At 68.7% G+C, this 23,784-nt stretch carries 20 protein-coding genes and 2 tRNA genes; 12 read left to right on the forward strand and 10 right to left on the reverse strand.

Annotated features, from left to right (window positions below; genetic code table 11):
- Window positions 1–231 precede the first annotated feature (231 nt).
- From AC3AOF_RS16195 to AC3AOF_RS16205, 3 genes are all read left to right on the forward strand, one after another.
- Window positions 232–2,655 carry a type IA DNA topoisomerase gene (locus tag AC3AOF_RS16195; protein ID WP_488345893.1) on the forward strand — a complete coding sequence of 808 codons (2,424 nt, stop codon included), beginning with the start codon at window positions 232–234 and terminating at the stop codon, window positions 2,653–2,655.
- A 135-nt stretch (window positions 2,656–2,790) separates the two neighbouring features.
- Window positions 2,791–2,866, forward strand: a tRNA-Phe gene (locus tag AC3AOF_RS16200).
- Window positions 2,867–2,950: 84 nt separating this feature from the next.
- Window positions 2,951–3,026: transfer RNA gene (locus AC3AOF_RS16205), tRNA-Phe, on the forward strand.
- A gap of 325 nt (window positions 3,027–3,351) precedes the next feature.
- Here the strand turns inward: AC3AOF_RS16205 and msrQ are convergent.
- The gene (gene msrQ, locus AC3AOF_RS16210; protein WP_236989871.1) at window positions 3,352–4,254 is read right to left on the reverse strand and encodes a protein-methionine-sulfoxide reductase heme-binding subunit MsrQ; all 903 of its coding nucleotides are present in this window, start codon (window positions 4,252–4,254) and stop codon (window positions 3,352–3,354) included.
- 144 nt (window positions 4,255–4,398) lie between these two features.
- Between msrQ and AC3AOF_RS16215 the strand changes: the two genes are divergently transcribed.
- On the forward strand, window positions 4,399–4,683 hold the full coding sequence (locus tag AC3AOF_RS16215; RefSeq protein WP_236992774.1) for a hypothetical protein: 285 nt from the start codon (window positions 4,399–4,401) through the stop codon (window positions 4,681–4,683).
- An 81-nt stretch (window positions 4,684–4,764) separates the two neighbouring features.
- Here the strand turns inward: AC3AOF_RS16215 and AC3AOF_RS16220 are convergent, their stop codons facing one another.
- Both AC3AOF_RS16220 and AC3AOF_RS16225 read right to left on the reverse strand, forming a co-directional pair.
- The gene (locus AC3AOF_RS16220; RefSeq protein WP_488345894.1) at window positions 4,765–6,936 is read right to left on the reverse strand and encodes a multicopper oxidase family protein; all 2,172 of its coding nucleotides are present in this window, start codon (window positions 6,934–6,936) and stop codon (window positions 4,765–4,767) included.
- Window positions 6,937–6,999: 63 nt separating this feature from the next.
- Entirely contained in the window at window positions 7,000–7,404 is a 405-nt protein-coding gene (locus AC3AOF_RS16225) for a hypothetical protein (protein WP_488345895.1), read from the reverse strand.
- Between the two features lie 370 nt (window positions 7,405–7,774).
- Between AC3AOF_RS16225 and AC3AOF_RS16230 the strand changes: the two genes are divergently transcribed.
- The 8 genes from AC3AOF_RS16230 (at window position 7,775) to ugpA (ending at window position 17,215) form a co-directional block, all read left to right on the forward strand.
- Window positions 7,775–8,326, forward strand: coding sequence for a Uma2 family endonuclease (locus AC3AOF_RS16230; protein WP_488345896.1), 552 nt, complete (start codon window positions 7,775–7,777; stop codon window positions 8,324–8,326).
- Between the two features lie 67 nt (window positions 8,327–8,393).
- A complete protein-coding gene (locus tag AC3AOF_RS16235; RefSeq protein ID WP_488345897.1) occupies window positions 8,394–9,389 on the forward strand; it encodes an adenosine kinase in 996 nt (331 codons plus the stop codon).
- A 117-nt stretch (window positions 9,390–9,506) separates the two neighbouring features.
- Window positions 9,507–10,349, forward strand: a complete 843-nt coding sequence (gene ugpE / locus AC3AOF_RS16240; protein ID WP_236989866.1) for a sn-glycerol-3-phosphate ABC transporter permease UgpE — start codon at window positions 9,507–9,509, stop codon at window positions 10,347–10,349.
- Between the two features lie 28 nt (window positions 10,350–10,377).
- Complete coding sequence (locus tag AC3AOF_RS16245; protein ID WP_488345898.1) at window positions 10,378–11,430, forward strand: ABC transporter ATP-binding protein; 1,053 nt, start codon at window positions 10,378–10,380, stop codon at window positions 11,428–11,430.
- A gap of 127 nt (window positions 11,431–11,557) precedes the next feature.
- Window positions 11,558–12,730, forward strand: coding sequence for a CaiB/BaiF CoA transferase family protein (locus AC3AOF_RS16250; protein WP_236989864.1), 1,173 nt, complete (start codon window positions 11,558–11,560; stop codon window positions 12,728–12,730).
- A 246-nt stretch (window positions 12,731–12,976) separates the two neighbouring features.
- On the forward strand, window positions 12,977–14,653 hold the full coding sequence (locus tag AC3AOF_RS16255; RefSeq protein WP_236989863.1) for a thiamine pyrophosphate-binding protein: 1,677 nt from the start codon (window positions 12,977–12,979) through the stop codon (window positions 14,651–14,653).
- A gap of 353 nt (window positions 14,654–15,006) precedes the next feature.
- The gene (ugpB, locus tag AC3AOF_RS16260; RefSeq protein ID WP_236989862.1) at window positions 15,007–16,326 is read left to right on the forward strand and encodes a sn-glycerol-3-phosphate ABC transporter substrate-binding protein UgpB; all 1,320 of its coding nucleotides are present in this window, start codon (window positions 15,007–15,009) and stop codon (window positions 16,324–16,326) included.
- 4 nt (window positions 16,327–16,330) lie between these two features.
- Window positions 16,331–17,215 carry a sn-glycerol-3-phosphate ABC transporter permease UgpA gene (gene ugpA, locus AC3AOF_RS16265; RefSeq protein WP_488345899.1) on the forward strand — a complete coding sequence of 295 codons (885 nt, stop codon included), beginning with the start codon at window positions 16,331–16,333 and terminating at the stop codon, window positions 17,213–17,215.
- 420 nt (window positions 17,216–17,635) lie between these two features.
- Here the strand turns inward: ugpA and AC3AOF_RS16270 are convergent, their stop codons facing one another.
- The 7 genes from AC3AOF_RS16270 to cyoA all read right to left on the reverse strand — a co-directional run bounded on the left by AC3AOF_RS16270 (window position 17,636) and on the right by cyoA (window position 23,714).
- Window positions 17,636–18,226, reverse strand: coding sequence for an IS630 family transposase (locus AC3AOF_RS16270; protein WP_236993125.1), 591 nt, complete (start codon window positions 18,224–18,226; stop codon window positions 17,636–17,638).
- Complete coding sequence (locus AC3AOF_RS16275; RefSeq protein WP_236990882.1) at window positions 18,139–18,711, reverse strand: helix-turn-helix domain-containing protein; 573 nt, start codon at window positions 18,709–18,711, stop codon at window positions 18,139–18,141. Before AC3AOF_RS16275 ends, AC3AOF_RS16270 begins: the two co-directional genes overlap by 88 nt.
- Before the next feature lie 109 nt (window positions 18,712–18,820).
- Window positions 18,821–19,567 (reverse strand): SURF1 family protein, encoded by a 747-nt coding sequence (locus tag AC3AOF_RS16280; RefSeq protein ID WP_488345900.1) that lies wholly within the window; start codon window positions 19,565–19,567, stop codon window positions 18,821–18,823.
- Window positions 19,564–19,959: a cytochrome o ubiquinol oxidase subunit IV gene (gene cyoD, locus AC3AOF_RS16285; protein WP_488345901.1), complete on the reverse strand. Its 396-nt coding sequence runs from the start codon at window positions 19,957–19,959 to the stop codon at window positions 19,564–19,566. Before cyoD ends, AC3AOF_RS16280 begins: the two co-directional genes overlap by 4 nt.
- Window positions 19,956–20,588 carry a cytochrome o ubiquinol oxidase subunit III gene (gene cyoC / locus AC3AOF_RS16290; RefSeq protein ID WP_236989859.1) on the reverse strand — a complete coding sequence of 211 codons (633 nt, stop codon included), beginning with the start codon at window positions 20,586–20,588 and terminating at the stop codon, window positions 19,956–19,958. Before cyoC ends, cyoD begins: the two co-directional genes overlap by 4 nt.
- Before the next feature lie 10 nt (window positions 20,589–20,598).
- Complete coding sequence (gene cyoB, locus AC3AOF_RS16295) at window positions 20,599–22,626, reverse strand: cytochrome o ubiquinol oxidase subunit I (protein WP_236989858.1); 2,028 nt, start codon at window positions 22,624–22,626, stop codon at window positions 20,599–20,601.
- A gap of 44 nt (window positions 22,627–22,670) precedes the next feature.
- On the reverse strand, window positions 22,671–23,714 hold the full coding sequence (gene cyoA, locus AC3AOF_RS16300) for a ubiquinol oxidase subunit II (RefSeq protein ID WP_488345902.1): 1,044 nt from the start codon (window positions 23,712–23,714) through the stop codon (window positions 22,671–22,673).
- Between the last annotated feature and the right edge of the window lie 70 nt (window positions 23,715–23,784).

Below are 23,784 nucleotides of genomic sequence, written 5' to 3' on the forward strand. Positions count from 1 at the left end.
GGTTCGCTGCTCCCTTCACCCCCGACGAGGGGGGTGAAGGCCTCTCCCCGCCCGCGGGGAGAGGGGAAAACTCGCGCCTCAATCTTTCCCCGGACAGCCCTGCACCCGCGGGAAGAGGAGAAGCCCGCGCCCTTTCTTTTCGCGATGCGCCGCGTTGACCGTACCCGGGAGCCTCCGGTATGTTCCTGCTTCGTTCGGGCTCCTCCGCCCGCCCAGGAGCGTCCCGCTGCCATGGCGCAGGCCACCTCCCCCGGCTCACCCTCCGGTTCGAATCCCCGCGGCAAGACCCTGTTCTTCTTCGAGAAACCCTCGGCGATGCGCCAGGTGCAGCGGTTCTTCCGCTCGCCCAGCACGGTCTGCGTCGCGGCCGAGGGGCACCTCCTGGAAGTGGCCGAGCCCGGGGAGATCCGACCGGACTGGAAGCCCTGGCGCTTCGACGCGCTGCCGATCGCCCTGGAGCGGCTGCCGGTCGCACCCGGTCACGGCCGCTCGGGCCAGTCGCATGCGCCGAAGCTCGCGGCGATCCGCCAGGCGCTGTCCGGGGTCGAGCGGGTGATCATCGCAACCGATCCGGGCCGCGAGGGCTCGATGATCGCCTGGGAGGTCTTGGAGCATCTCGGCTGGCGCGGCCGGGTTGATCGCCTGCGCCTCGGGGCGCTCGACGAGATCTCGATCCGCCGCGCCTTCGGGCTGCTGGCGCGCGAGGACGATTCCGGCGAGCGCGACTATGCCGCCTATCTCGAGGCCCTGTGCCGGCAATACGAGGATTGGCATCTCGGCCTCAACGGCACGCGGGCGGTGTCGTTGCGCCTGCGCCCCCCGGCCTTCCGCGAGCCCTGGCGCTTCGGCGGCGTGCAGACGCCGACGCTGGCGATCCTGGCCGATCTCGAGGAGCGCATCCGCAATTTCGTGCCGCGCGACTTCTATAAGGTCGCCCTGCCGGTGACGACGGAGAGCGGCGCCGGCCTGACGCTCTGGCACGCGCCGAAGGACAAGATCTTCGCGATCGAGGACGCCGAGACGATCCGCGACGCCGCCGAGGGCTGGGCCGGCCCGCTCGCGGTGGTGCAGAAGGACGTGCGCCGGACACCGCCCAAGCTCTTCTCGAAGGACACCCTGGCGCGCGCCTGCGCCAAGCGCTTCGGCTGGGACCCCCAAGTCACGGCGCGCCACGCGCAAGCGCTCTACGACAAGGGCTATCTCAGCTATCCCCGCACCGAATCGGTGCACCTGCCGGAATCGCAAGCCAAGGACGCCGCCGCGGTGCTCGCGGCGATCGCGGTCGCCGACAAGGATCTCTCCGCCCACAACCCGGCGACGCCGCAGATCCGCCGCGGGCCGAAGGGGCATTACGTCAAGGACCCGGGCGAGCACCACGCCATCGTGCCCCTGCGCAAGGTGCCCGGCCCGGGCGACGCCGCGCCCGAGGCGCTGCGGCTGTGGCTGCTCGTCGCCAAGAACTTTTTGGCCGCCCACATGGCCGACGGGATCGACGCCCGCACCACGGTGACGGCCGAGGTGGCGACGCCGCTCGGGCAGAAGCGCTTCGTCATCACCGGCAGCGTGGTGAAGGTGCCGGGCTGGCGCGCCCTCTACGGCACCGAGGCCGACGAGGACGAGGTGGTGCCCGGCAAGGCCAAGGCCGACGACGAGCCGACCACCGGGCGCCTGCCGCCGGTCCGCGATGGCGAGGCCGGCACGGGCGGCGAACCGACGATCGAGACCGCTCGGACCGAGCCGCCCCGGCGCATCACCCGGGGCGAGCTGCCGGTGGTGATGGGCCGCCTGATCGACCAGATCGAGGATCCGGCCCTGAAGCGGGCGCTGGAGAACCCCGCCAACCCGACCGAGCCGAAGGGGCTGGGCACCGCCGCGACCCGCGACGCGGTGCTGCCGAAGCTGATGAAGAGCCACTACGTCACGCTGCTCAAGGGCAAGGACCCGGCGATCACCGTGACGGACGTGGGCCTCGCCTTCGTGGCCGCGGTGCGCCGGGTGTTTCCGGCCTATGGCGACCCGGTCGGGCGGGCGGTGTTCGAATCGGAACTGGCCGAGATCGGTCGGGCGACGACGAAATCGGAAGCCGTGCGGCGGGCCGAGGCCTTCCGCCAGCGCACCCGCGAGCGGGTCGAGGCGTTGATCGGCGCGGTCTCGGGCGTCGAGCGGCTGGCGGTCGAGGGCGAGGCCCCGCCCCGCGGCGGCCGGGCGCCGACCGCCGCGATGGTGTCCTTCGCCAAGTCGCTCGCCGCCCGCAAGGGGATCCCCCTCCCCCCGGAGGCGACCCGCGAGGCCGGCGCCTGCCGGCTCTTCCTCAACACCCATGCGGGGCCCAGGACCGCCTTGGGGGAGGACAGGACCATTCCGGCGGGCGATGGCGCGACCCGCCCACCGACCCCGGCGATGCTGCGCTTCGCCGCCTCGCTCGCCCGCGAGAAGCGCCTGGAGGCGCTGCCGCCCGAGATCGAGACCGACTTCAACGCCTGCCGCGCCTTCCTCGACGCTCATGCGGGCGGCGAGGCCGGGGCGCCCTCCTCCCGCGAGGCCCCGGTCAAGAAGACCGCCATGAAGAAGGCCGCCGCGACCAAGACCCGCCGCCCGCGCACCCCTGCGAGCCCGGCCCGCGCGCCCCGCCGTCGCCGTACCGCCGAGGCATGAGGCGGCTGCCGGCAGACAGAGGCAAGAGGTAGCTGCCGGCAAACAATCGCCCGCGCGCCCGCACGAGACGGCTGGACAGGCGATCCGAGCGTCTCTATACCGCCGCTCAACGCCGCTGCCCCACGCAGCCGGCGGGCCCGGGTAGCTCAGTTGGTAGAGCATGCGACTGAAAATCGCAGTGTCGGCGGTTCGACTCCGTCCCCGGGCACCACTTCCTTATCTCCGGTAAGGGTGGTGCCGTCCTTCAACAAGGACGATCTCTGGTGCTTGGACCGTCGCCACGCGCGGCCGGTGCGCCCGGGTAGCTCAGTTGGTAGAGCATGCGACTGAAAATCGCAGTGTCGGCGGTTCGACTCCGTCCCCGGGCACCACTTCTCTGAACATTCCAGACCATTGATCGAGATCGGCAAGAAAGCTGACCGAGCTTTCCTGCGCTATTCTCGTATTTCGCTTCGGCAAAGGAAGGCTCGACCTCCTGTCAAAGTCGAACGCTCGTCATTCTTCCCTGCCCGTCATCCCGGGGCTCGCCGGAGGCGAGAACCCGGGAGCCATAACCGCTGACGGCTCGGGAACAGGCTGAACATGGCCGGCTCTATCCTGAAGAGTCAGCGGTTATCGATCCCGGGTTCCGCCGCGCGGCTCCGGGATGACACGGAGGGTTTCAGGTCTCCCTGTGCGATCGTCAGCCCGAGACCGTCAGGCTCGTGCAGCCCGTGCCACCGGTCCTTTCGCCGCCGACCCCCTCCCGCCCGACGCCGCGCGGCCCTGCCACAGGTTGAGCGGTACGGTCAGGAGCACCGTGCCGAGCACCCACCAGGCCGGGCGCACGTCGTAGGAGAAGTCGAGGTTGGCAGCGAGCACGGCGAGCGGCGGCACGCCGGTGGCGAGCGCGTACCACAGGGCCTCCAGCCCTGCCGTGGCGAGGCCGGCGGCCACGCTGAGGCCCAAGAGCGGCAGCGGCGCGGTCGGCACCTTGAGGTGGTGCATCAGCCGCCAGCCCATCAGGGCCAGGAACAGCCCGCTCCAGTAGACCGGGTTCGAGACGTCGATCTTCGATTGAATGAAGAAGTGCAGCAGGGCCAGGGCGGTGAGCGGGTAGACCAGCCGGTGCAGCCGCGGCCAGGCCTTGCCGAGGCGGCGGATCATCCCGTCGGTCGAGGTGACGCCGAGCACGACGAGGCCGAGCAGACCGGCGAAGCCGATGGTGAGGTAGATGCGAAAAACGATCTCGCTCGCCACCCGGGCGAGGTCGAACTTCTGGTCGGCGATGTAGAGGGTGAAGTGCACCAGCGCGTAGGCGAGCGCGGTGAGCCCCAGCATCCGCCGCACCAGAATCAGCTTCGGCGCGTTGGCGATGCGCCGCATCGGCGTGACCGCGAGCGAGAGGATCAGGAACCGCACCGACCAGTCGCCCATGGCGTGGAGATAGGCGGTCAGCGGCTTCGCGCCGAGGCGGTCGAGGGCGTAGGCCCCGGTGAACCACAGGCCGGGCGCGAGCGCGAGGAGGAAGACCGCGAGCTTGAACCGCGACAGGCGGCCGGCGCGGTCGAGCCAAGGGTAGGCCAGACGAGGAAAGGCGATCCGGGGTGGGGCGAGCATTCGGGAACCGGGAGCAGGGCTGACTGCGCCACAGATAAGCCGCGAGCGGAGGTTTGACCCGATCCGCCGACCACACGATGGCGTGAGAGGCCGCCCCTCACCGGAGACGAAGCCGTGCCGCGCAAAGCCCTCGCCGCCCTCCTGATGCTGCTGGCGCCCGCGGCGCAAGGAGCCTGCCCCACCCCGCCGGCCCCGCCGCCGGCGAGCGAGAAGCCGGTGAAGCCCGCCCTGCCGCAGAAGCCCGCCTGCCTCGATGCCAAGGGCGGCTGCCCGGGCTGGGAGGCCTACACCTACAATGACGGGATCAAGGCCTACAACGCGCAGCTCGGCCCCTACCGCACCGGCGCCGAGGCCTATGCGCGCAAGCTCAAGGCCTTTGCCGACGGCAGCGTGGCCTACGCGAACTGCGAGATGCAGTCGATGCAGTGATCCGCCACCCGGAAGAGACCGTCCGGAGAAGCGGATCGCCAGTGAGCCGTGGCGCGCCGCGTGCGCGCCACGGGTGAGGCCTCAATGGTGCGGGCGCGGGGTCGATACCCGGTCCGGGCGCAGCAGGCGGCCGCAATTGGTGCCGCTGCCGTTCGGCAGGTCGACGCAGATGTTCTGCATCATGCCCTGGTCCTCGTGATCGAGGATGTGGCAATGCAGGACATATTCGCCGATGTAGCGCTGATAGCGGGTGCGGATCTTGATCGTGTAGGTCGAGGAGTCGAGCTTGGCGGGAAAGTCCGCCGGTTTCTCGATCAGGTTCTTGACCCACAGCGTGTCCTTCCACACGCCCTTCAGGCCGGGATATTGCGTGTCGGTGCCGCCGGCCTGGTCGACCGCACCCGGCGCGCTGACGTCGACCCCGTTCGGATCGCGAATCTCGACGATCTGGAACGGGTTGACGTGGATGTGGAACGGGTGGCTGGCGAAGGCCGATTGCAGCGTCCATTCGTCGACCCCGCCGAGGGGCAGCAGCCGGTCGACGACACTCGGATCGTAGGGCCGGGGCGCGAACGTCGCCGGATCGAACTTCTTCGGGTCGAAGGACGTGTTGCCGACCTCGAAGGTTGCCGGCTTGCCGGGCTCGATCTTGATGAAGAAGGTCAGCTCCTGCCGGCCGGTGACCTCGCCCTCGGCGATGTCGGGGTGGGGCACGAAGCGGGTGAGCTTGAGACCGTCCTTCAGGTCGGCGACGACGCTCGGCTTGACCGAAGCCAGCATGGTCCGCTCGGCCGCGGCCACCAGCGCCTCGGTCAGGGCAGCGGCGGGGTCCGGCGCCGGGGTGCCGGGCGCGACCGCGACCGTGGCGAGCAGCTGGCGCTCGCGCGCGGACTGGGTGACGCTGGCGGCGCCCACCACGGCCTCGTTGGTGACGCAGTAATCGCCCGCCTCCGGGAAGATCACGAGGGCGTCGTTGCGGTAGCCGGGCTGCAGGGTCGTGGCGGTGGTCTTGAACGCCGCCTTCATGGTCAGGCCGTCGGCGGCGACCAGATGGTAGGCGATCGGCGCACCGTCGCAATACCGGGCGAGGTACTGCGCGGTCTGCGCCTTGCCGAGATTGACCGGATCGGGAGCGCCCGGCTTGCGCGGCCGGAAGGCCAGCACGATCGTGTCGCGCACGCCGCCATGGATCAGGCGCCAGCGCTCGACGCGCCCGGCCCGGGCCTCGAAATGCGGGCGCATGAGCCCGTTGATCGTGGTGAAGCGGCCCGAGGTCGACCAGGATTGGGGCCCGAACTGGTCGTAGCGATTCGTCGGATCGGGACCCAGCTCGATGCCGCCGATGTCGCCCGGATCGCAGACCCAGCCGCCGTCGGGTCCCGTCTTGATCTTACCCGTCGCGTCGCGGCAAGCATACTGGATCTGCTGCAGGACGAGCAGGCGCTCTTCCATGCTGCTGCCGTCGCCGTTGGTCAGCAGCGTGTCGATGTCGCCGTTGGCGTTCGCCTGCGGCAGGCGGTTCCCCCGCACGACGAGGGCGCCGGCCATGCCGCTCGACACCTGCAACGCCGTCGAGCCGTGCCGGTGGGTGTGGTACCAGAAGGTGCCGGACGGGTGATCGTCCGGGAGATCGTAGTAATAGGTGAAGCTCTGCTTCGGATCGATCGACACCAGCACGTTGTCGCCGTTGCCGGCGGGGCTGACCCAGAGGCCGTGCGAGTGGAGGTTGGTGCTGTTGGCGCAGTGCGGCGTGTTCGGCGCGGCATGGCCGCCGGCGCAATCCGGCTCGGGCTCGAGATCGTTGTGCAGGGCGACGGTGACGCGCTGGCCCGGGGCGACCTCGATGACCGGCGCCACGTAGGGCGCCGACGGATCGACGCCCTCGCCGGTATAGCTGCGCAGGTTGACCTGGTCGTTCCGGCCCGTCGCCGGGTTGTACAGGGTGCCGGCGATCTTCCTGACATGGAGGTCGAGCGTGCGCCGCGGTGCCGGCGCCGTCACCGCCGCGCCCGGGGCGAAGCCCCGGAGCCGCGGCGTGCTCGCGCCCCGCTCGCCGAGGATCGGCGGGTTGGCGAAGAGCGGGCTTTTCGCGGGCGCCGCCGCAGGCCCGGCCGGAGCCGCCGCGGGCCCGGTCTGCGCCGCGACCGGCCCGGCCGCGAGGGCCGCCAGCAGGGCGAGGGGCACGGCCCGCCGCCGGCGCGGCGGAGCGGATCGGGGCCCGGTCGTCGGGCGTCCAGCCTGGTCGATCGGCATGCGTTAAGGCCTCGTGTCTGATCGGGTCGATGGGAGGGCGCGCAGGCCGGCCTCGCAGGGGGGTCAGGCCCGTTTCACGGCGATGAACGAGGCGACAGTGCCGGCCGGCGCACCGCCATGGGGCTTTGCCCGGATCACCGTCCCGACCAGGGCCGGGACTTGGCCCACGCCGTTGGGCCAGCGATAGGCGGGCACGCCGCGATAATCGTATTCCCAGCCCGCCGTCGGCGTTCCGGCGCGGCCCAGGCCGACGAGGGCGATCTCCGCTCCCGCCGCGGCGCTCCCCGTGAGATCGAGCACGTAGCCGCCGCCCATGTCGAGCGTGCCCGTCACGGCCTGTCCGTCGAGACGAAGGTCGAACACGCCCTCGCCAAAAATGTTCTGCGCCGCCTTGTCCGGATCACCGGAGATCAAAGCGGGATCGTTCCTGTAGCTGCGATAGGTCCACAGGCCGGACACATCAGCCATGGATCACCTCAATCGACTTGACGGCAGGATCCATGATCGCACCCATCCTTTTTCGGAGCGACGTCGATCCGTTGTCGTGAGTACTTTCCGGTCTCCGGGCGACGAACGAATCGTTCGGAGCGACCGATGATTGTAGCATTGAGGTTGTTTTGACAACCCTACCGTCACGGAAATGAGCGGCTCAGCAGAAAGCGACTATCGCATCCCGGCACTGGTCGATCCGCCCGGCGCCCGGGGCCCGGATCGGGGCCGAGGAAGGGCTGCCCTCTCGGCCGGACCATCGCGCTCGCGGGGGAGAGACCGCTTCGGCGGGCGGTGGCCGGCGTGCTACGATGCCGGCCGCAGGAGTGCCACCGACAGGTTCGACGCGATGACGCCGCTTCCGCAGAGACACATGAACGTGGACGAGTACCTGGCCTGGAGCGAAACCAATCCAGGACGCTACGAGCTCGTGCAGGGCGAGGTCTACACGATGACACCGGAGCGCGTGCTGCACGCCGAGGTCAAGGCCGCCGTCTACGTCGCGTTGAGGCGCGGCATCCGGGCTGCTGCGCTGTCTTGCCGAGCCCTGCCGGATGGCATGACCGTCCGGATCGACGCTCGTACGGCGTATGAGCCGGATGCCCTGGTCTATTGTGGACCACGCAGGGACGCGAACTCCGTCGAGATTCCCGATCCGGTCATCGTCGTCGAAGTCCTGTCTCCCAGCACCCGCCGGACCGATGCGAGCGAGAAGCTCTCCGGCTATTTCCGGGTGCCGAGCATCCATCACTACCTGATGGTCGATCCGGATCGCCGTACGGTCGTCCACCATCGCCGGGCCGGCGACGGGATCGACAGCACGTCCCTGCAGGACGGCACCCTCGTCCTCGACCCGCCGGGCCTCGAACTCACCGTCGCATCCCTGTTCGAGGAGCCGTGAGGCGGCGCTTGACCCTCCCGGCGGCGGATGCGACAGCCGCGCCATTTCCTTGCGCGCGAGCCCCTGCATGACCTCCTTCCTCGACCTCCTCGTCCTCGGCAACGCCATCGTCGACGTGATGGCCCGCACCGACGAGGCCTTCCTGGTGCGTGAGGGCGTGCACAAGGGCGCGATGCAGCTCATCGACGAGGCGCGGGCCGAGCACCTGTTCGGGGTGATGGGACAGGCCACGATCATCTCGGGCGGCTCGGGCGCCAACACGGCGGTCGGCGCGGCGCTCCTCGGCGCGCGGGCGGCCTTCATCGGCAAGGTGCGGAACGACGAGCTCGGCCGCCTCTTCGCCCACGACCTCAACGCCACCGGCGTGCATTTCGGCGTCGCCCCGGCGACGGAAGGCCCGGCCACCGCCCGCTGCTTCGTGCTGGTGACGCCGGACGGCGAGCGCACCATGAACACCTATCTCGGCGCCTGCCAGGGCCTCTCCGCCGCGGACGTGGACGAGGAGACCGTGCGGAGCGCCCGCCACGTCTACCTCGAGGGCTACCTGTGGGACCCGCCGGCCGCCAAGGAGGCGTTCCGCAAGGCGGCCAAGATCGCTCATGGTGCCGGCAACAAGATCGCGCTGACCCTGTCGGACGCCTTCTGCGTCGACCGCTACCGCGACGAGTTCCTGGGGCTGATCCGCGACGGCAGCCTCGACATCCTGTTTGCCAACATCCACGAGCTGAAGAGCCTGTACCAGACCGCCGATGCCGACACCGCTCTGGCGGCGCTCCGTGCCGAAAAGGGCCTCCTCGGCGTCGTCACCCGCTCGGAAGAGGGCGCCCTGGTCGTCTCGGGGGCTGAGACCCGGTCCGTGCCGGCCTCGCCCGTGCGCGAGGTGGTCGACACCACCGGTGCCGGCGACCTGTTCGCGGCGGGCTTCCTCGCCGGCCTCGCCCGCGGCCTCGACCACGCCGATTGCGCCCGCCTCGGTGCGGTGGCGGCGGCGGAGATCATCTCGCATCTCGGCGCCCGGCCGCAAGGAGACCTCAAGGCCTTGGCGGAGCAGGCGGGCCTGTAAAGGTCTTCAGACGGGCGGCGCTTCCGTCAGAGCTTAGGCGATGATAGGGAGCGTCGCACGCCCGTCACGGCGGTGCGGCACGGCACTCAAGACACCACCCGCCAGGGAGCGGCCCCGTTGGTCGAGAACCGCCGCTTCGGCAACCTGATCCCGCATCTCGTGCTCTGCCTCGGGGTCGGGATCGTCGTCTTCCCGGTCTATCTCGCGCTGATCGGCTCGACGCACGATGCCGCCACCATCGCCAACGGCCAGATGCCGCTCTGGCCGGGGGGCCACGGCTTCGAGACCTACCGGCGGGCGCTGACCGAATCCGGCATGGCCGGCGTCCCCGTCGGGGTGATGCTGCTGAACAGCACGATCATGGCGCTCGCCATCGCACTGGGCAAGATCTTCATCTCCCTGCTCTCGGCCTATGCGCTGATCTACTTCAAGTTTCCGCTCCGGCAGACGGCCTTCTGGGCGATTTTCGTCACCCTGATGCTGCCGGTCGAGGTGCGCATCTACCCGACCTACAAGGTCGCGGCCGATCTCGGCCTGCTCGATACCTATGCCGGCCTCGCCCTGCCGCTGATCGCCTCGGCGACGGCGACGCTGCTGTTTCGCCAGTTCTTCCTCACGGTGCCGAACGAGCTCGTCGAGGCCTCCCGCATCGACGGGGCCGGGCCGGTGCGGTTCTTCCTCGACACCCTGCTGCCGCTCTCGCGCACCACGATGGCGGCCCTGTTCGTGATCCAGTTCCTGTATGGCTGGAACCAGTATCTCTGGCCGCTGCTGGTCACCACCCGCGACGACATGCAGACTGTGGTGATCGGCCTGCGCAAGATGACCTCGATCACCGACCAGCTCACCGAGTGGCAGATCGTCATGGCGACCGCCGTGCTGGCGATGCTGCCGCCGGTCGTGGTCGTGTTCGCGATGCAGAAGCTGTTCGTGCGCGGCCTGGTGGAGACCGAGAAGTGATCGCTTTCCGTATGATCGGGTGCCTCTGATGGCCGGCCTCGCCCTCGACCAACTCCGAAAAACCTATTCCGGCGGCGTCGAGGCGGTGCGCGGCGTCTCGCTCGACGTGCCGGACGGCGCCTTCTGCGTCCTCGTCGGCCCCTCGGGCTGCGGCAAGTCCACCGTGCTGCGGATGATCGCCGGCCTCGAGACCGTGACCTCGGGGGCGATCACCATCGGCGGCCGCACCGTCAACGACGTCGAGCCCGCCGACCGCGACATCGCGATGGTGTTTCAGAACTACGCGCTCTATCCGCATATGCGCGTCTACGACAACCTGGCCTACGGCTTGCGCAACCGCGGCACGCGTAAAGACGAGATCGAGACACGGGTGAAGGAGGCGGCGCGGCTGCTCGGCCTCGAGGCGATGCTGACGCGCTATCCGCGCCAGCTCTCGGGCGGCCAGCGCCAACGCGTCGCCATGGGGCGGGCGATCGTGCGGAAGCCCCAGGTCTTCCTGTTCGACGAGCCTTTGTCGAACCTCGATGCCAAGCTCCGGGTGCAGATGCGGGTCGAGATCCGCCGCCTGCAACGCCAGCTCGGCGTCACCACGGTCTACGTCACCCACGACCAGGTCGAGGCGATGACCATGGCCGACCGGCTGGTGGTGATGAATGGCGGACAGATCGAGCAGGTCGGTAGCCCGATCGAGATCTATCGCCGCCCGGCCACCCGCTACGTCGCGACCTTCATGGGCTCGCCGCCGATGAACATCCTGCCCGCCGAGGCCGTGGCGGGGGGCGTGCGGATCGACGGGACGGTGATCCCGGTGACCGGCATGAAAGCCGGCACCGCGGTCGAGGCCGGCATCCGGCCCGAGGACCTGCAAATCGCCGAGGACGGGCTGCCCTTCCGTGTCGCCTTCGTCGAGGAGCTCGGCGCCACCCGCCTGCTGCACGGGCCGCTCGCCGGCACCGACGTGGCGGTGCAGGTGCCCGCCGGCTCCGCCACGCAGGAGGGCGACACGGTGCGCCTCGCGATCGACGGAAGCGCGCTCCACCTGTTCGACCCCGCCTCCGGGCGGCGATTGACGCAGGGCTGACCGGAGGCCGGCGGCCTTTCCCGCTGCCTAAGCCTCGGCGTATGCAGGCGGAACGCGATCCCGCAGAAGCGGGATCTGAGGCGTCATCCCGCAAACGGGAGACGCGTGACTGGGAGGCTCGGTCTTCGTGCACAAACCCCTCGCCGGCATCAAGGTGCTCGAACTCGCCCGCATCCTGGCCGGTCCCTGGATCGGCCAGCTCCTGGCGGATCTCGGCGCCGACGTGGTCAAGGTCGAGCGGCCGGTCGTCGGCGACGACACCCGGACCTGGGGCCCGCCCTTCGTCGAGGGCGCGGACGGCGAAACGCTCTCGGCCTCGTACTTCCACTCGACGAACCGCGGCAAGCGCTCGGTCGCGGCCGATTTCGAGACCGAAGACGGCCAGGCCGTGGTGCGCAAGCTCGCCGCCCATGCCGACGTGGTGATCGAGAACTTCAAGGTCGGCGGCCTGAAGAAGTACGGCCTCGACCACGAGGCTCTGAGCGCCCTCAACCCGCGGCTGATCACCTGCTCGGTCACCGGCTTCGGCCAGAACGGGCCCTACGCGCCGCGGGCCGGCTACGACTTCATGGTCCAGGGGCTGGGCGGGATCATGTCGCTCACCGGCGAGCCCGAGGGCGAGCCGGTCAAGACCGCGGTCGCCTTCGCGGACGTGTTCACCGGGGTCTACGGCACGGTGGCGATCCTCGCCGCGCTCCAGGGCCGGCACGCCACCGGCAAGGGCTGCCACATCGACATGGCACTCCTCGACACCCAGGTCTCGGTGCTCGGTAACCAGGCGCTGGTCTACCTCGTGTCGGGCATGCTGCCGCCCCGGATGGGCAACGAGCATACCAGCATCGTCCCCTATCAGGTCTTCCCGACGTCGGACGGCCACATCATCGTCGCCTGCGGCAATGACGGGCAGTTCCAGAAGTTCTGTGGTGTCCTCGGCACGACCTGGCACCTCGATCCGGACTATTCCACCAATCCGGGCCGCGTCACCCGCCGCGACGTGCTGATCCCGCTCATCGCAGCCGAGACCGGCCGCCACACCAAGGCCGATCTGCTGGCCCGGCTCGGCGCCGTCAACGTCCCGGTGGGCCCGATCAACGACCTCGCCGAGGTCTTCTCCGACCCGCAGGTGGTCCATCGCGGGATGCGCCTCGACCTGCCCGATCCCCGGGCGAAGGGCGGCACGATCCCGAGCGTGCGCTCGCCGATCGTCATCGACGGCGTGCCGATGGCGGCCCAGACCGCCTCGCCGCAGGTGGGGGACCATACGCAGAGCGTGCTGGCGGATCCGGCCTGGGGCGGGTGAACCCGTCCCGATTCCAAAAAACGGGCCGCACGCGTGATGCTGCTCTCTCTCCCACCCTTGACCTCATCCTGAGGTGTCAGCCGATCAGAGATCGGCTGACCTCGAAGGAGGGCTCCAGAGATGTCAGGGTCATCTGGAGCCCTCCTTCGAGGCTCGTTTCACTCGCACCTCAGGATGAGGTTGCGAGCAGGACGGGCCGCCACCAACACTGAGCCGGGCCTTGAGAGACCACCGGAGGACACACCCATGACCGACGCCCCCCGCCCCCGCACCGGCGGGCAGATCCTGGTGGACCAGCTCGCCCGCCACGGCGTCGGCGACATCTTCTGCGTCCCCGGCGAGAGCTATCTCGCGGTGCTCGACGCGCTGCACGACGCGCAGATCCGCCTCACCGTCTGCCGGCAGGAGGGCGGCGCCGCCATGATGGCGGAGGCGCACGGCAAGCTGACGGGCAAGCCCGGGATCTGCTTCGTCACCCGCGGGCCCGGCGCCACCAACGCCTCGCCCGGCCTGCACATCGCCAAGCAGGATTCGACCCCGATGATCCTGTTCGTCGGCCAGATCGAGCGGGCGGCGCGGGAGCGCGAGGCGTTCCAGGAACTCGATTACCGGGCGGTGTTCGGCACCATCGCCAAGTGGGTGACCGAGATCGACAGCGCCGACCGGCTGCCGGAACTGATCGCCCGCGCCTTCCACGTCGCCACCGCCGGCCGGCCCGGACCGGTGGTGATCGCGCTGCCCGAGGACATGCTGGTCGAGACCGCGACGGTCGCGGATGCTCCCGCCTTCCGGCCGGTCGAGACCCATCCGGCCCTGTCCCAGATGGTCGCTTTGCAGAACCTCCTGGCGCAGGCGGAAAAACCCTTCGCGATCCTCGGCGGCAGCCGCTGGTCGGCGGAGGCCGTGCGGCGCTTCACGCGCTTCGCCGACCTGTTCTCGCTCCCCGTCGCCTGCTCGTTCCGGCGCCAGGGCCATTTCCCGGCCGATCACCGCTGCTATGCCGGCGATCTCGGCCTCGGCGTCAACCCGAAGCTGCTGGCCCGGATCAAGGAGTCGGATCTGCTTCTCGTCGTCGGCGGGCGGCTGTCGGAGATCCCGTCCCAGGGCTACACTTTGCTGGATATACCCGGCCCGCGCCAGCGCCTCGTCCACATCCATCCCGATCCGGAGGAGCTGGGCCGCGTCTACAGCCCGGCGCTCGCCATCAACGCGAGCCCGACCGCCTTCGCGGCGGCGATCGAGACGGTGCAGCCGCCCCGGACCTTGCCCTGGGCCGCCGGCACCGAGGCCTTACACGCCGATTACCTCGCCTGGAGCGATCCGACCCGGATCACCACCCCGGGCACGCTCCAGATGGGTGGCGTGATGGCCCACTTGCGCGAGACGCTGCCGGCCGACGCGATCCTGTGCAACGGCGCGGGCAACTTCGCCACCTGGGTCCACCGGTTCTGGCCGTTCCGGGCCCATGACGGCCAGCTCGCCCCGACCTCGGGCTCGATGGGCTACGGCGTCCCCGCCGCCGTCGGCGCCAAGCGCCTGCTGCCCGAGCGCACGGTCGTGGTGGTGTCGGGCGACGGCGACTTCCTGATGAACGGGCAGGAATTCGCCACCGCCGTCCAGTACGGGCTGCCGATCATCGTGATCCTGGTCGATAACGGCATGTACGGCACGATCCGGATGCATCAGGAGCGGGAATATCCCGGCCGCGTCTCCGGCACCGCGCTGAAGAATCCCGATTTCGCCGCCTATGCCACGGCCTTCGGCGGCTACGGCGAGCGGGTCGAGCGCACCGAGGACTTCCCGGCGGCCCTGGCGCGGGCGCGGGATTCCGGCCTGCCGGCGATCCTGCACTGCCCGATCGATCCCGAGGCGATCACCCCGACCACGACGATCCAGGCCCTGCGGGACCGGAAGCGGGCCTGAAACTTCGAGTTCGAAGCTTTCATCCCACCTGCAACCTCATCCTGAGGTGCGACCGCAGGGAGCCTCGAAGGAGGGCTCCAGAAGTCTCGGTGGTCTCTGGAGCCCTCCTTCGAGGCTCTCTGCGGTCGCACCTCAGGATGAGGTCGTGAGTAGGATGATCCGGAGAACTGCGCCGACGGGGCCACACTCTTCACGACCCTCCCTTGTCCCCCGGTCGCGGCTGTGCTTAGCCAGCTACTAACAAGCTGCCCGCCGCTGGAGACGGTGCGGGCCGCGTCACCCCCCGGCGCCCTGTCGTCGGAGTGTCACGCGGGCCCCGCATGAGGGGCCGCACACGAGGAGACGACACCCCGATGGCCCCCACCACGACCATCCGCATCGCGCTCGCGGGCTTAGGCCTGGCGCTCGCCGCCACCCCGGCGCTCGCCGTGACCGAGCTGCAATGGTGGCACGCGATGACCGGCGCCAACAACGACGCCGTCAACCGCCTCGCCGACGAGTTCAACGCGAGCCAGAGCGACTACAAGGTGGTGCCGACCTACAAGGGCAATTACGGCGAGACGCTGAATGCCGGCATCGCGGCCTTCCGCGCCGGCACCGCGCCGCACATCATGCAGGTGTTCGAGGTCGGCACTGCCACGATGATGTCGGCCAAGGGCGCGATCAAGCCGGTCTACCAGCTGATGAAGGATGCCGGCGAGCCGTTCGACCCGAACGCCTATCTGCCGGCGATCACCGGCTACTACTCGACGACCAAGGGCGAGATGCTCTCGTTCCCGTTCAACTCGTCGTCGATGGTGATGTGGGTCAATACCGACGCGCTGAAGTCGATCGGCCTCTCCGAGCCGCCGAAGACCTGGCCGGATCTGTTCGCCGCGGCCAAGAAGCTGACACAGAACGGCTTCCCGAATTGCGGCTTCTCGACCACCTGGGTCACCTGGCTCAACATCGAGCAGCTCTCGGCCTGGCACAACCTGCCGGTCGCCACCAAGGCCAACGGCATGGACGGCCTCGACACCACCCTCGAGATCAACGGGCCGCTCCAGGTCAAGCACCTCGCCAACCTCGCCGAGGCGCAGAAGGACAAGTCCTTCGACTATTCCGGCCGCTACGACAGCGGCTTCGGCCGCTTCACCGCCGGCGAGTGCCCGATCATGTTCGGCTCGTCCGGCTCCTACGGCAACGTCAAGGGCGCGGCGAAGTTCGCCTGGGCCTCGGCGCCGATGCCCTATTATCCCGACGTGCCGGGCGCGCCGCAGAACAGCATCATCGGCGGCGCCTCGCTGTGGGTGATGGGCGGCAAGAAGCCCGACGAGTACAAGGGCGTGGCGAAGTTCTTCACCTTCCTGTCCGACACCGACCGGCAGGCGAAGCTCCATCAGACCACCGGCTACATGCCGATCACCAAGGCCGCCTACGAGAAGTCCAAGGCGGACGGCTTCTACGACAAGAACCCGGCCCTCGAGACGCCGATCAAGGAACTGACCAACAAGCCGCCGACCGAGAATTCCCGGGGCCTGCGTCTCGGCAACCTGCCGCAGATGCGCGACCTATGGGCCGAGGAGATCGAGGGCACGCTGGCCGGCAAGAAGACGCCGAAGCAGGCCCTCGACGAGGCGGCGGCCCGCGGCAACGCGATGCTGCGCCAGTTCGAGAAGCAGGCCGGGCGGTAACCTCATGAGCCCCGAACGCATCACCTTCGGAGGCCGGCTGCTGCCGGCGGCGCTGATCGCGCCGCAGCTCCTGATCGTCGGCCTGTTCTTCTACTGGCCGGCAGTCCAGGCGGTCTGGCAGTCGTTCCAGATGCAGGATGCGTTCGGGCTCTCGACGGAGTTCGTCTGGTTCGAGAATTACCGGGCCCTGTTCACGGACCCGGCCTATTACCAGGCCCTCGTCACCACGCTGGTCTTCGCCGCGGCGGTGGCGGGGTTGTCGCTCGGCTTCGCGCTGCTCCTCGCCGCGATGGCCGACCGGGAGATCCGGGGCTCCGGCATCTACCGGACCCTGCTGATCTGGCCCTACGCGGTCGCTCCCGCCGTGGCCGGCGTGCTGTTCGGCTTCCTGTTCCAGCCCGGCCTCGGGCTGATCGCCCGGGGTCTCAACCAGATCGGCATCCCGTGGAACCCGCTGCTCGACGGGAACCACGCGATGATCCTGGTGGTGATGGCGGCGGCCTGGAAGCAGGTCTCCTACAACTTCCTGTTCTTCCTCGCCGGGCTCCAGGCGATTCCCGGCAGCGTGATCGAGGCGGCGGCGATCGACGGCGCCGGCCCGGCCCGGCGGTTCTGGACCATCGTCTTCCCGCTGCTCTCGCCGACCACGTTCTTCCTCATGGTCGTCAACGTCGTCTACGCCTTCTGCGAGACGTTCGGCGTCATCGACGTACTCACCCATGGCGGCCCGGGCCGGGCGACCCAGACGCTGGTCTACAAGGTCTACCAGGACGGCCGCATCGGCGCCGATCTCGGCGGCTCGGCGGCGCAATCGGTGGTGCTGATGGCGATCGTGATCGGCCTGACGGCGATCCAGTTCCGGTATGTCGAGAAGCGGGTGGCGTATTGAGGGGGCTGGGGGAGCCTTACCCCCGGAAGCACTTCGATCAAATTCGACTGCTCAGCTATTTCGCGGGCCCCGTAGAGACCTGTCTAGGAAAAGAGAGGCGCGGATCTTCTCCTCTCCCCGCGGGCGGGGAGAGGGCCGAACCCTCGTTCAGAGGGTTCGGCAAGCCCGTAGGGCGAGGGTGAGGGGGTGTTTCCGGAGGAGTCTCACTCGTCGAGACCCCCTCACCCTCGCTCCGGCTACGCCTCCGCTTGCTGCGTCTCCTGAACGGAGACACAGCCCTCTCCCCGCCCGCGGGGAGAGGAGGAAACCTGCGCTCCACTTTTCATCAGGGCTTCCGGGAACGGGCTCACGGTACTCGGGAGCGAGTGGACGAGCGTAAGCTCCGTCCCGAATCGCCCCTGTCATACGCTTTCCGGTTGATTAGGCCAGCTTGGGCTTTGGCTTTGCGGTTTTGGGCAGCCAGTGGAAGCTTGTGCGTGAGCTGATGAGGCCGGGCTGTTCGCTTAAGGTCGCGCACCGCTGCTCGACCACGCGTTCCAACTCATCCAGGTTGGCGATGTACCGATTGACCACCGGCTCATCGACCAGCGGCCACAACGTCTCGGCCGGCTGCAGTTCGGGCGTATAGGGCGGCAGGTAGACGAGCCGCACACCCTCGGGCACGCTTAGATTGGGCTGCGTGTGCCAGCCGGCATTGTCGAGCATCACCACCGCCCGGCAGCGCGTGCCGGCTCCGACCTCGCGCGCGAAGTCGGCCAAGAGTCGCTCGAAGAACGGCTTGGACAGGCCGTTGGAGAGGTACCACACCGTCTCGCCCATGGCCGGCGCCACGAAGGCGGTGACGTGCAGCCACTTGAAGCGATGCTGGCCCAGCGCCACCGGCCGCTCTCCCGCCGGCGCCCAGACCCGTCGCGTGACCGGCTTCAGGCCGAGGCGGTGCTCGTCCATCGCGTAGACGACGACCGGCAGGCGCGGCTCACGGGCCTCCTCCTCGTCGACGGCCTGCGCCAACTTTTTTTAAAAGCCTGCGCAGCCTCGGGCGTGGCCGCGCGCGGGTTGCGCGGGCGCGGCCGTTGCAGCGACCAGCCCAGCGCCTTGAGCGCCTCCCAGCCGCGCTGCACCGCCACCTGCTCGCGCCCCAGGTCCTGGGCCAGGACGTCCGCCACCGTGCGGCTCGTCCACACGCCCCCGTCCGGCGGCGGCTCGGCCAGGCGCTGACGCAATCGCTCGAGGACATCTGGCGTCAGGAGGCTGGCCGCGGCCCCGTTGTGGCGGCGCCGATCACCCAGCGCCTCGACCCCCTCAGCGTTGTAGCGCTCGCACAAACGGCGCACCCAGCGTTCGCTGAAGGCGGTCGCCGCGGCGGCTTCTGCGAAACTGTGGCCCTTGGCCAGAAGCCAGATCGCCTGGGTCTGGCGGGCGGTGCGCGCGTCACGGCAGGCCGTGAAGCGCTCCGCCAACTCCGACACGCTCAGGTGGGCCACCGGGCCAGCCATCGCCGCCTCCTTCGACAAACAGCATGCCCAACAAATGCGCCAGCACACCCGTCAGTTCACAGCTAAGCTGATCGAATCATACGGAAATCGTATCAAAACGAACCGCGCCTCACCCCACCCCCGGCTCTCTCACCAGCCGGTACACGGCGTAGCCCGACAGCAAGGCGAGCCCGAACCAGGTCAGGGCATAGATCAGGTGGTTGTTGTGGAACACCACCACGGTCAGCCCGCCGACCGGCTGGCTCGGCCCGTTGCCGGAGGCATCCGCGTCGATGAAGTAGGGTGCCACCGGGCCCAAGTTCCGCGCCGCCGCGATCGCGGCGACATCGCGGGAATACCAGCGGTCATGGGCCGGATCGTTGCTGCGCAGGAAGCCGCCGCCGGGCTCAGGGAGACGGAGCAGCCCCGTCACCGTCACGCTCCCCTCCCCGTCCCCGGCCGAGCCCTGCCAGTCGGACGGCACGAAGCCGCGATTGATCAGGATCGTGTCGCCGGATGCGGTGACGAGGGGCACGAGGAGCCAGGAGCCGGCGCCCTTCTCGGTCACCGCCATCGTGCGGATTGCGCGGTCGGGCAGGAAGCGGCCGGTCGCCGTGACGCGGCGGTACTCGTCGGCATCGCGGGAGAGTTTCGGCCATTCGGCCCGGCCGGGCACCGGAACCGGGGCGGCGGCGAGCCGCGCCTCGACCCGGGCGATGAGATCGAGCTTCCAGGCCCGGCGCTCGACCTGCCAGATCGCGAGGGCGAGGAACAGGGCCGTCGCCAGGAGCGAGAGCCCGAGCAGGAGGAGGCGCTTGGGCCCGAACCGGGGCGCGGACGCCCCGGCCGGTGGTGACGGATCGCTGCGCGTCGTCACGGCATGGCGCGCATGTCGCCCGGCGACATCGGCATCATGTTGGCGTTGAGGTGGTACATCACCCAGAGCGAGCCCGAGAGCGCGATCACCACCAGCACGATGGTGAAGATCAGCGCCATCATGGTCCAGCCGCCTTCCGAGCGCGCGTTCATGTGCAGGAAGTAGATCATGTGGACCACGATCTGCGCCACCGCGAAGGCCATGATGACGAAGGAGGTCACCCGCGGATCGGTGAAGACCTCGGCCATCACCAGCCAGAACGGGATCGCCGTGAGGATCACCGACAGGACGAAGCCGGTGATGTATTCCCTCCGGCTGCCGTGGCCGGCCTCGTGGTGGTCGTGGACGACCTCGACGTGCACGTCGTCGGAGACGGGAGCGCGGGCGCTCATTTCAGGGACCCCATCAGGTAGACGAAGGTGAAGACGCCGATCCAGATCACGTCGAGGAAGTGCCAGAACATGCTCAGGCACATCAGCCGGCGGCGGTTGGCCGGGATCAGGCCGCGCTGGTGCACCTGCACCATCAGGGTCACGAGCCAGATCAAGCCGAAGGTGACGTGCAGGCCGTGCGTCCCGACCAGGGTGAAGAACGAGGACAGGAAGGCGCTGCGCTGGGGCGTGGCGCCCTCGTGGATCAGGTGGGCGAACTCAAACAGTTCGAGGCCGATGAAGCAGAGGCCGAAGGCCCCGGTGATCGCCAGCCATCGCTGGGTCATCCGCTGGTCGCCCTTCTCCATCTCCAGCATGGCGAAGCCGTAGGTGATGGAGGAGAACAGCAGCATGGAGGTGTTCACCGCCACGAGCTTGAGGTCGAACAGGTCCGCACCGGACGGGCCTGCCGCGTAGTTCCGCCCGAGGACGCCGTACGTCGCGAACAGGATCGCGAAGATGAGGCAGTCGCTCATCAGGTAGAGCCAGAACCCGAGCATGGTCCCGCCCTCGGCGTGACCGTGCTCGTCGTCGGCGACGTAGAAGTGCAGCTCGCCGTCGTCCGCTGCGGCGTTGTGTGCGTGGGCCATGGCGGGTTCCTCAGGCCTTCACGAGGGCGAGCGTGCGGGTGCGCTCGGCCTCGGTCCGCGCGACCTCGTCGGCGGGGATGTAGAAGTCGCGGTCGTAGTTGAAGGTGTGGATGATGACCGCCGCGATCGCGCCGAAGAACGAGATCACCGCGAGCCACCAGACGTGCCAGACCATGGCGATGCCGAAGACCGTGGCGATGGCGGAGATGATCACGCCCGCGCCGGTGCTCTTGGGCATGTGGATGGCCTTGTAGCCGTCCAGCGGACGCTTGTAGCCGCGGCTTTTCATGTCCGACCAGGCGTCGCCGTCATGCACCAGCGGCGTGAAGGCGAAGTTGTAGTCGGGCGGCGGCGAGGAGGTCGCCCATTCCAGGGTACGGCCGCCCCAGGGGTCGCCGGTGAGGTCGCGCAGCTGCTCGCGGCGCAGGATGCTGACGGCGAACTGAACGAGCATCGCGGCGATGCCGCAGGCGATCAGCGCCGCGCCGATGGCGGCGACGATGAAGAACGGCTGGTACTCGTGTCCCGGGAAGGAGCTCATCCGCCGGGTCACGCCCATCAGGCCGAGGATGTACAGCGGCATGAAGGCGACCCAGAAGCCGACCACCCAGCACCAGAACGAGACCTTGCCCCAGAACGGGTCGAGCCGGAACCCGAAGGCCTTCGGCCACCAGTAGTAGATGCCGGCAAACAGCCCGAACAGCACGCCGCCGATGATCACGTTGTGGAAGTGCGCGACCAGGAACAGCGAGTTGTGCAGCACGAAGTCGGCCGGAGGCACCGCGAGCAGAACGCCGGTCATGCCGCCGATGACGAAGGTCAGCATGAAGGCCACCGTCCACATCATCGGCAGATCGAAGCGGATCCGGCCGCGATACATCGTGAACAGCCAGTTGAAGATCTTCGCGCCCGTGGGGATCGAGATGATCATCGTGGTGATGCCGAAGAACGAGTTGACGCTCGCCCCCGACCCCATGGTGAAGAAGTGGTGCAGCCAGACCAGGTAGGACAGGATGGTGATGACGACCGTGGCGTAGACCATCGAGGCGTAGCCGAATAGGCGCTTGCCGGAGAAGGTCGAGGTCACCTCGGAGAAGATGCCGAAGGCCGGCAGCACCAGGATGTAGACCTCGGGGTGGCCCCAGATCCAGATCAGGTTCACGTACATCATCGGGTTGCCGCCGAGATCGTTCGTGAAGAAGTTGGTGCCGACGTAGCGGTCGAGGGTGAGCAGCGCCAGCACGGCGCCGAGCACCGGGAAGGAGGCGACGATCAGGATGTTGGTGCAGAGCGAGGTCCAGGTGAAGACCGGCATCTTCATCATCGACATGCCGGGCGCCCGCATCTTGACGATGGTGGCGATCAGGTTGACGCCGGACAGCGTCGTGCCGATGCCGGCGATCTGCAGCGCCCAGATGTAGTAGTCGACGCCCACACTCGGCGAGTAGGCGATGTTCGAGAGCGGCGGATAGGCGAGCCAGCCGGTGGCCGCGAACTCGCCGATGAACAGCGACATCATCGTCAGCACGACGCCGCCGGTGGTCATCCAGAAGCTGAAGTTGTTCAGGAACGGGAAGGCGACGTCACGCGCACCGATCTGCAGCGGCACGACGTAGTTCATCAGCCCGGTGACCAGCGGCATCGCCACGAAGAAGATCATGATCACGCCGTGGGCGGTGAAGATCTGGTCGTAGTGATGCGGCGGCAAGAAGCCGTCGGAGCCGCCATGGGCGATCGCCTGCTGCGAGCGCATCAGCACCGCGTCGGCGAAGCCCCGCAGCAGCATGACGAGGCCCAGGACCATGTACATGATCCCGATCTTCTTGTGGTCGACGCTGGTGAACCAGTCGCGCCAGAGCACGCCCCACAGCTTGTAGCGGGTGATGAGGCCGAGGACGGCGAGGCCGCCGACGGCGACCGCCAGGAAGGTCACCACCACGATCGGCTCGTGGAGCGGCAGGGATTCGAGGGTGAAGCGGCCGAACAGCAGCCGCCACCAATGCGGGTAGGTGTCGATCGGGTTGGGTTCGGAATTCATGGCTCAGCCTGGATTGCGGAGTATCGGTCGGGGTCCGGGCTCGTTCAGTTCACGCGCGGCGTCGCGGCGGCGGCCTTGGAGGCCGAGGAGGCGCCCAGTCCGTAGGCGTCGGCCGGCGTGCAGAGCGCGGTGACGAAGGTCGCCTGCTGGGTCGCCCCGGTGCCGCGGCGGACGGCCTTGTCGTAGGTCAGGCTCATCACGCTGTGCAGGCCCTCGCGGCCGCCGCCGCCGCGGGCGTCGATCGCCGCCATGTCGTGCATGCACATCTTGGCGCGGTCGACGCACATGTTGAGGATCGCGTCGTAGAGGTCGGCATCGACGGCCTTGTAGTAGCGCACCGGCTCCTTCTCGCTCGGGCGCTCGAGCTTCAGGTAGTCGGCCCGGGTGAGGCCGCCGCCCTCCTGCTTGACCTTGTCGACCCAGGCGCTGAACGCGCCCTCGTCGACGCCCTTGAAGGTGAAGCGCATGTGCGAGAACCCGGCGCCGCTGTAATTGGCGGAGAAGCCCTCGTAGTCGCCGGCCTTGTTGATGACGGCGTTCAGCCGCGTCTGCATGCCCGGCATGGCGTAGATCTGGCCGGCGAGCGCCGGGATGAAGAGCGAGTTCATCACCGAGGAGGAGGTGATGCGGAACTCGATCGGCCGGTCGACGGGGGCGGCGACCTCGTTGAGCGAGGCGATGCCCTGCTCGGGGTAGAGGAACAGCCACTTCCAGTCGAGGGCGACGACCTGGATCACCAGGGGCTTGCCCGAGACCATCGGGTCGCCGACACTCGACACGATCGGCTTTGCGGCGCTGATGCGCGTCACCGGCCGGTAGGGATCGAGCAAGTGGGTGCCGAGCCAGGTCAGCGCGCCGAGCGCAACGATGATCAGCAAGGGCGCCGACCAGATCACCACCTCGAGCCCGGTCGAGTGATGGAAATCGGGATCGTAGACGGCCTTCTTGTTGCCCTCGCGATAGTGCCAGGCGAAGGCGATGGTCAGCGCCATCACCGGCACGATGATGAGGAGCATCAGCACCGTGGAGGCGATCAGCAGGTTACGCTGTTGCAGCGCCACGTCGCCGGACGGCGAGAGCAGCACCATATTGCATCCTCCGGTGAGGAGGATGAACGGAAGGACGAGGAGGAGGCGCAAGTGTTTCACGGGCAGCCCG

The sequence above is a fragment of the Methylobacterium sp. 142-1Y genome (assembly GCF_057747795.1).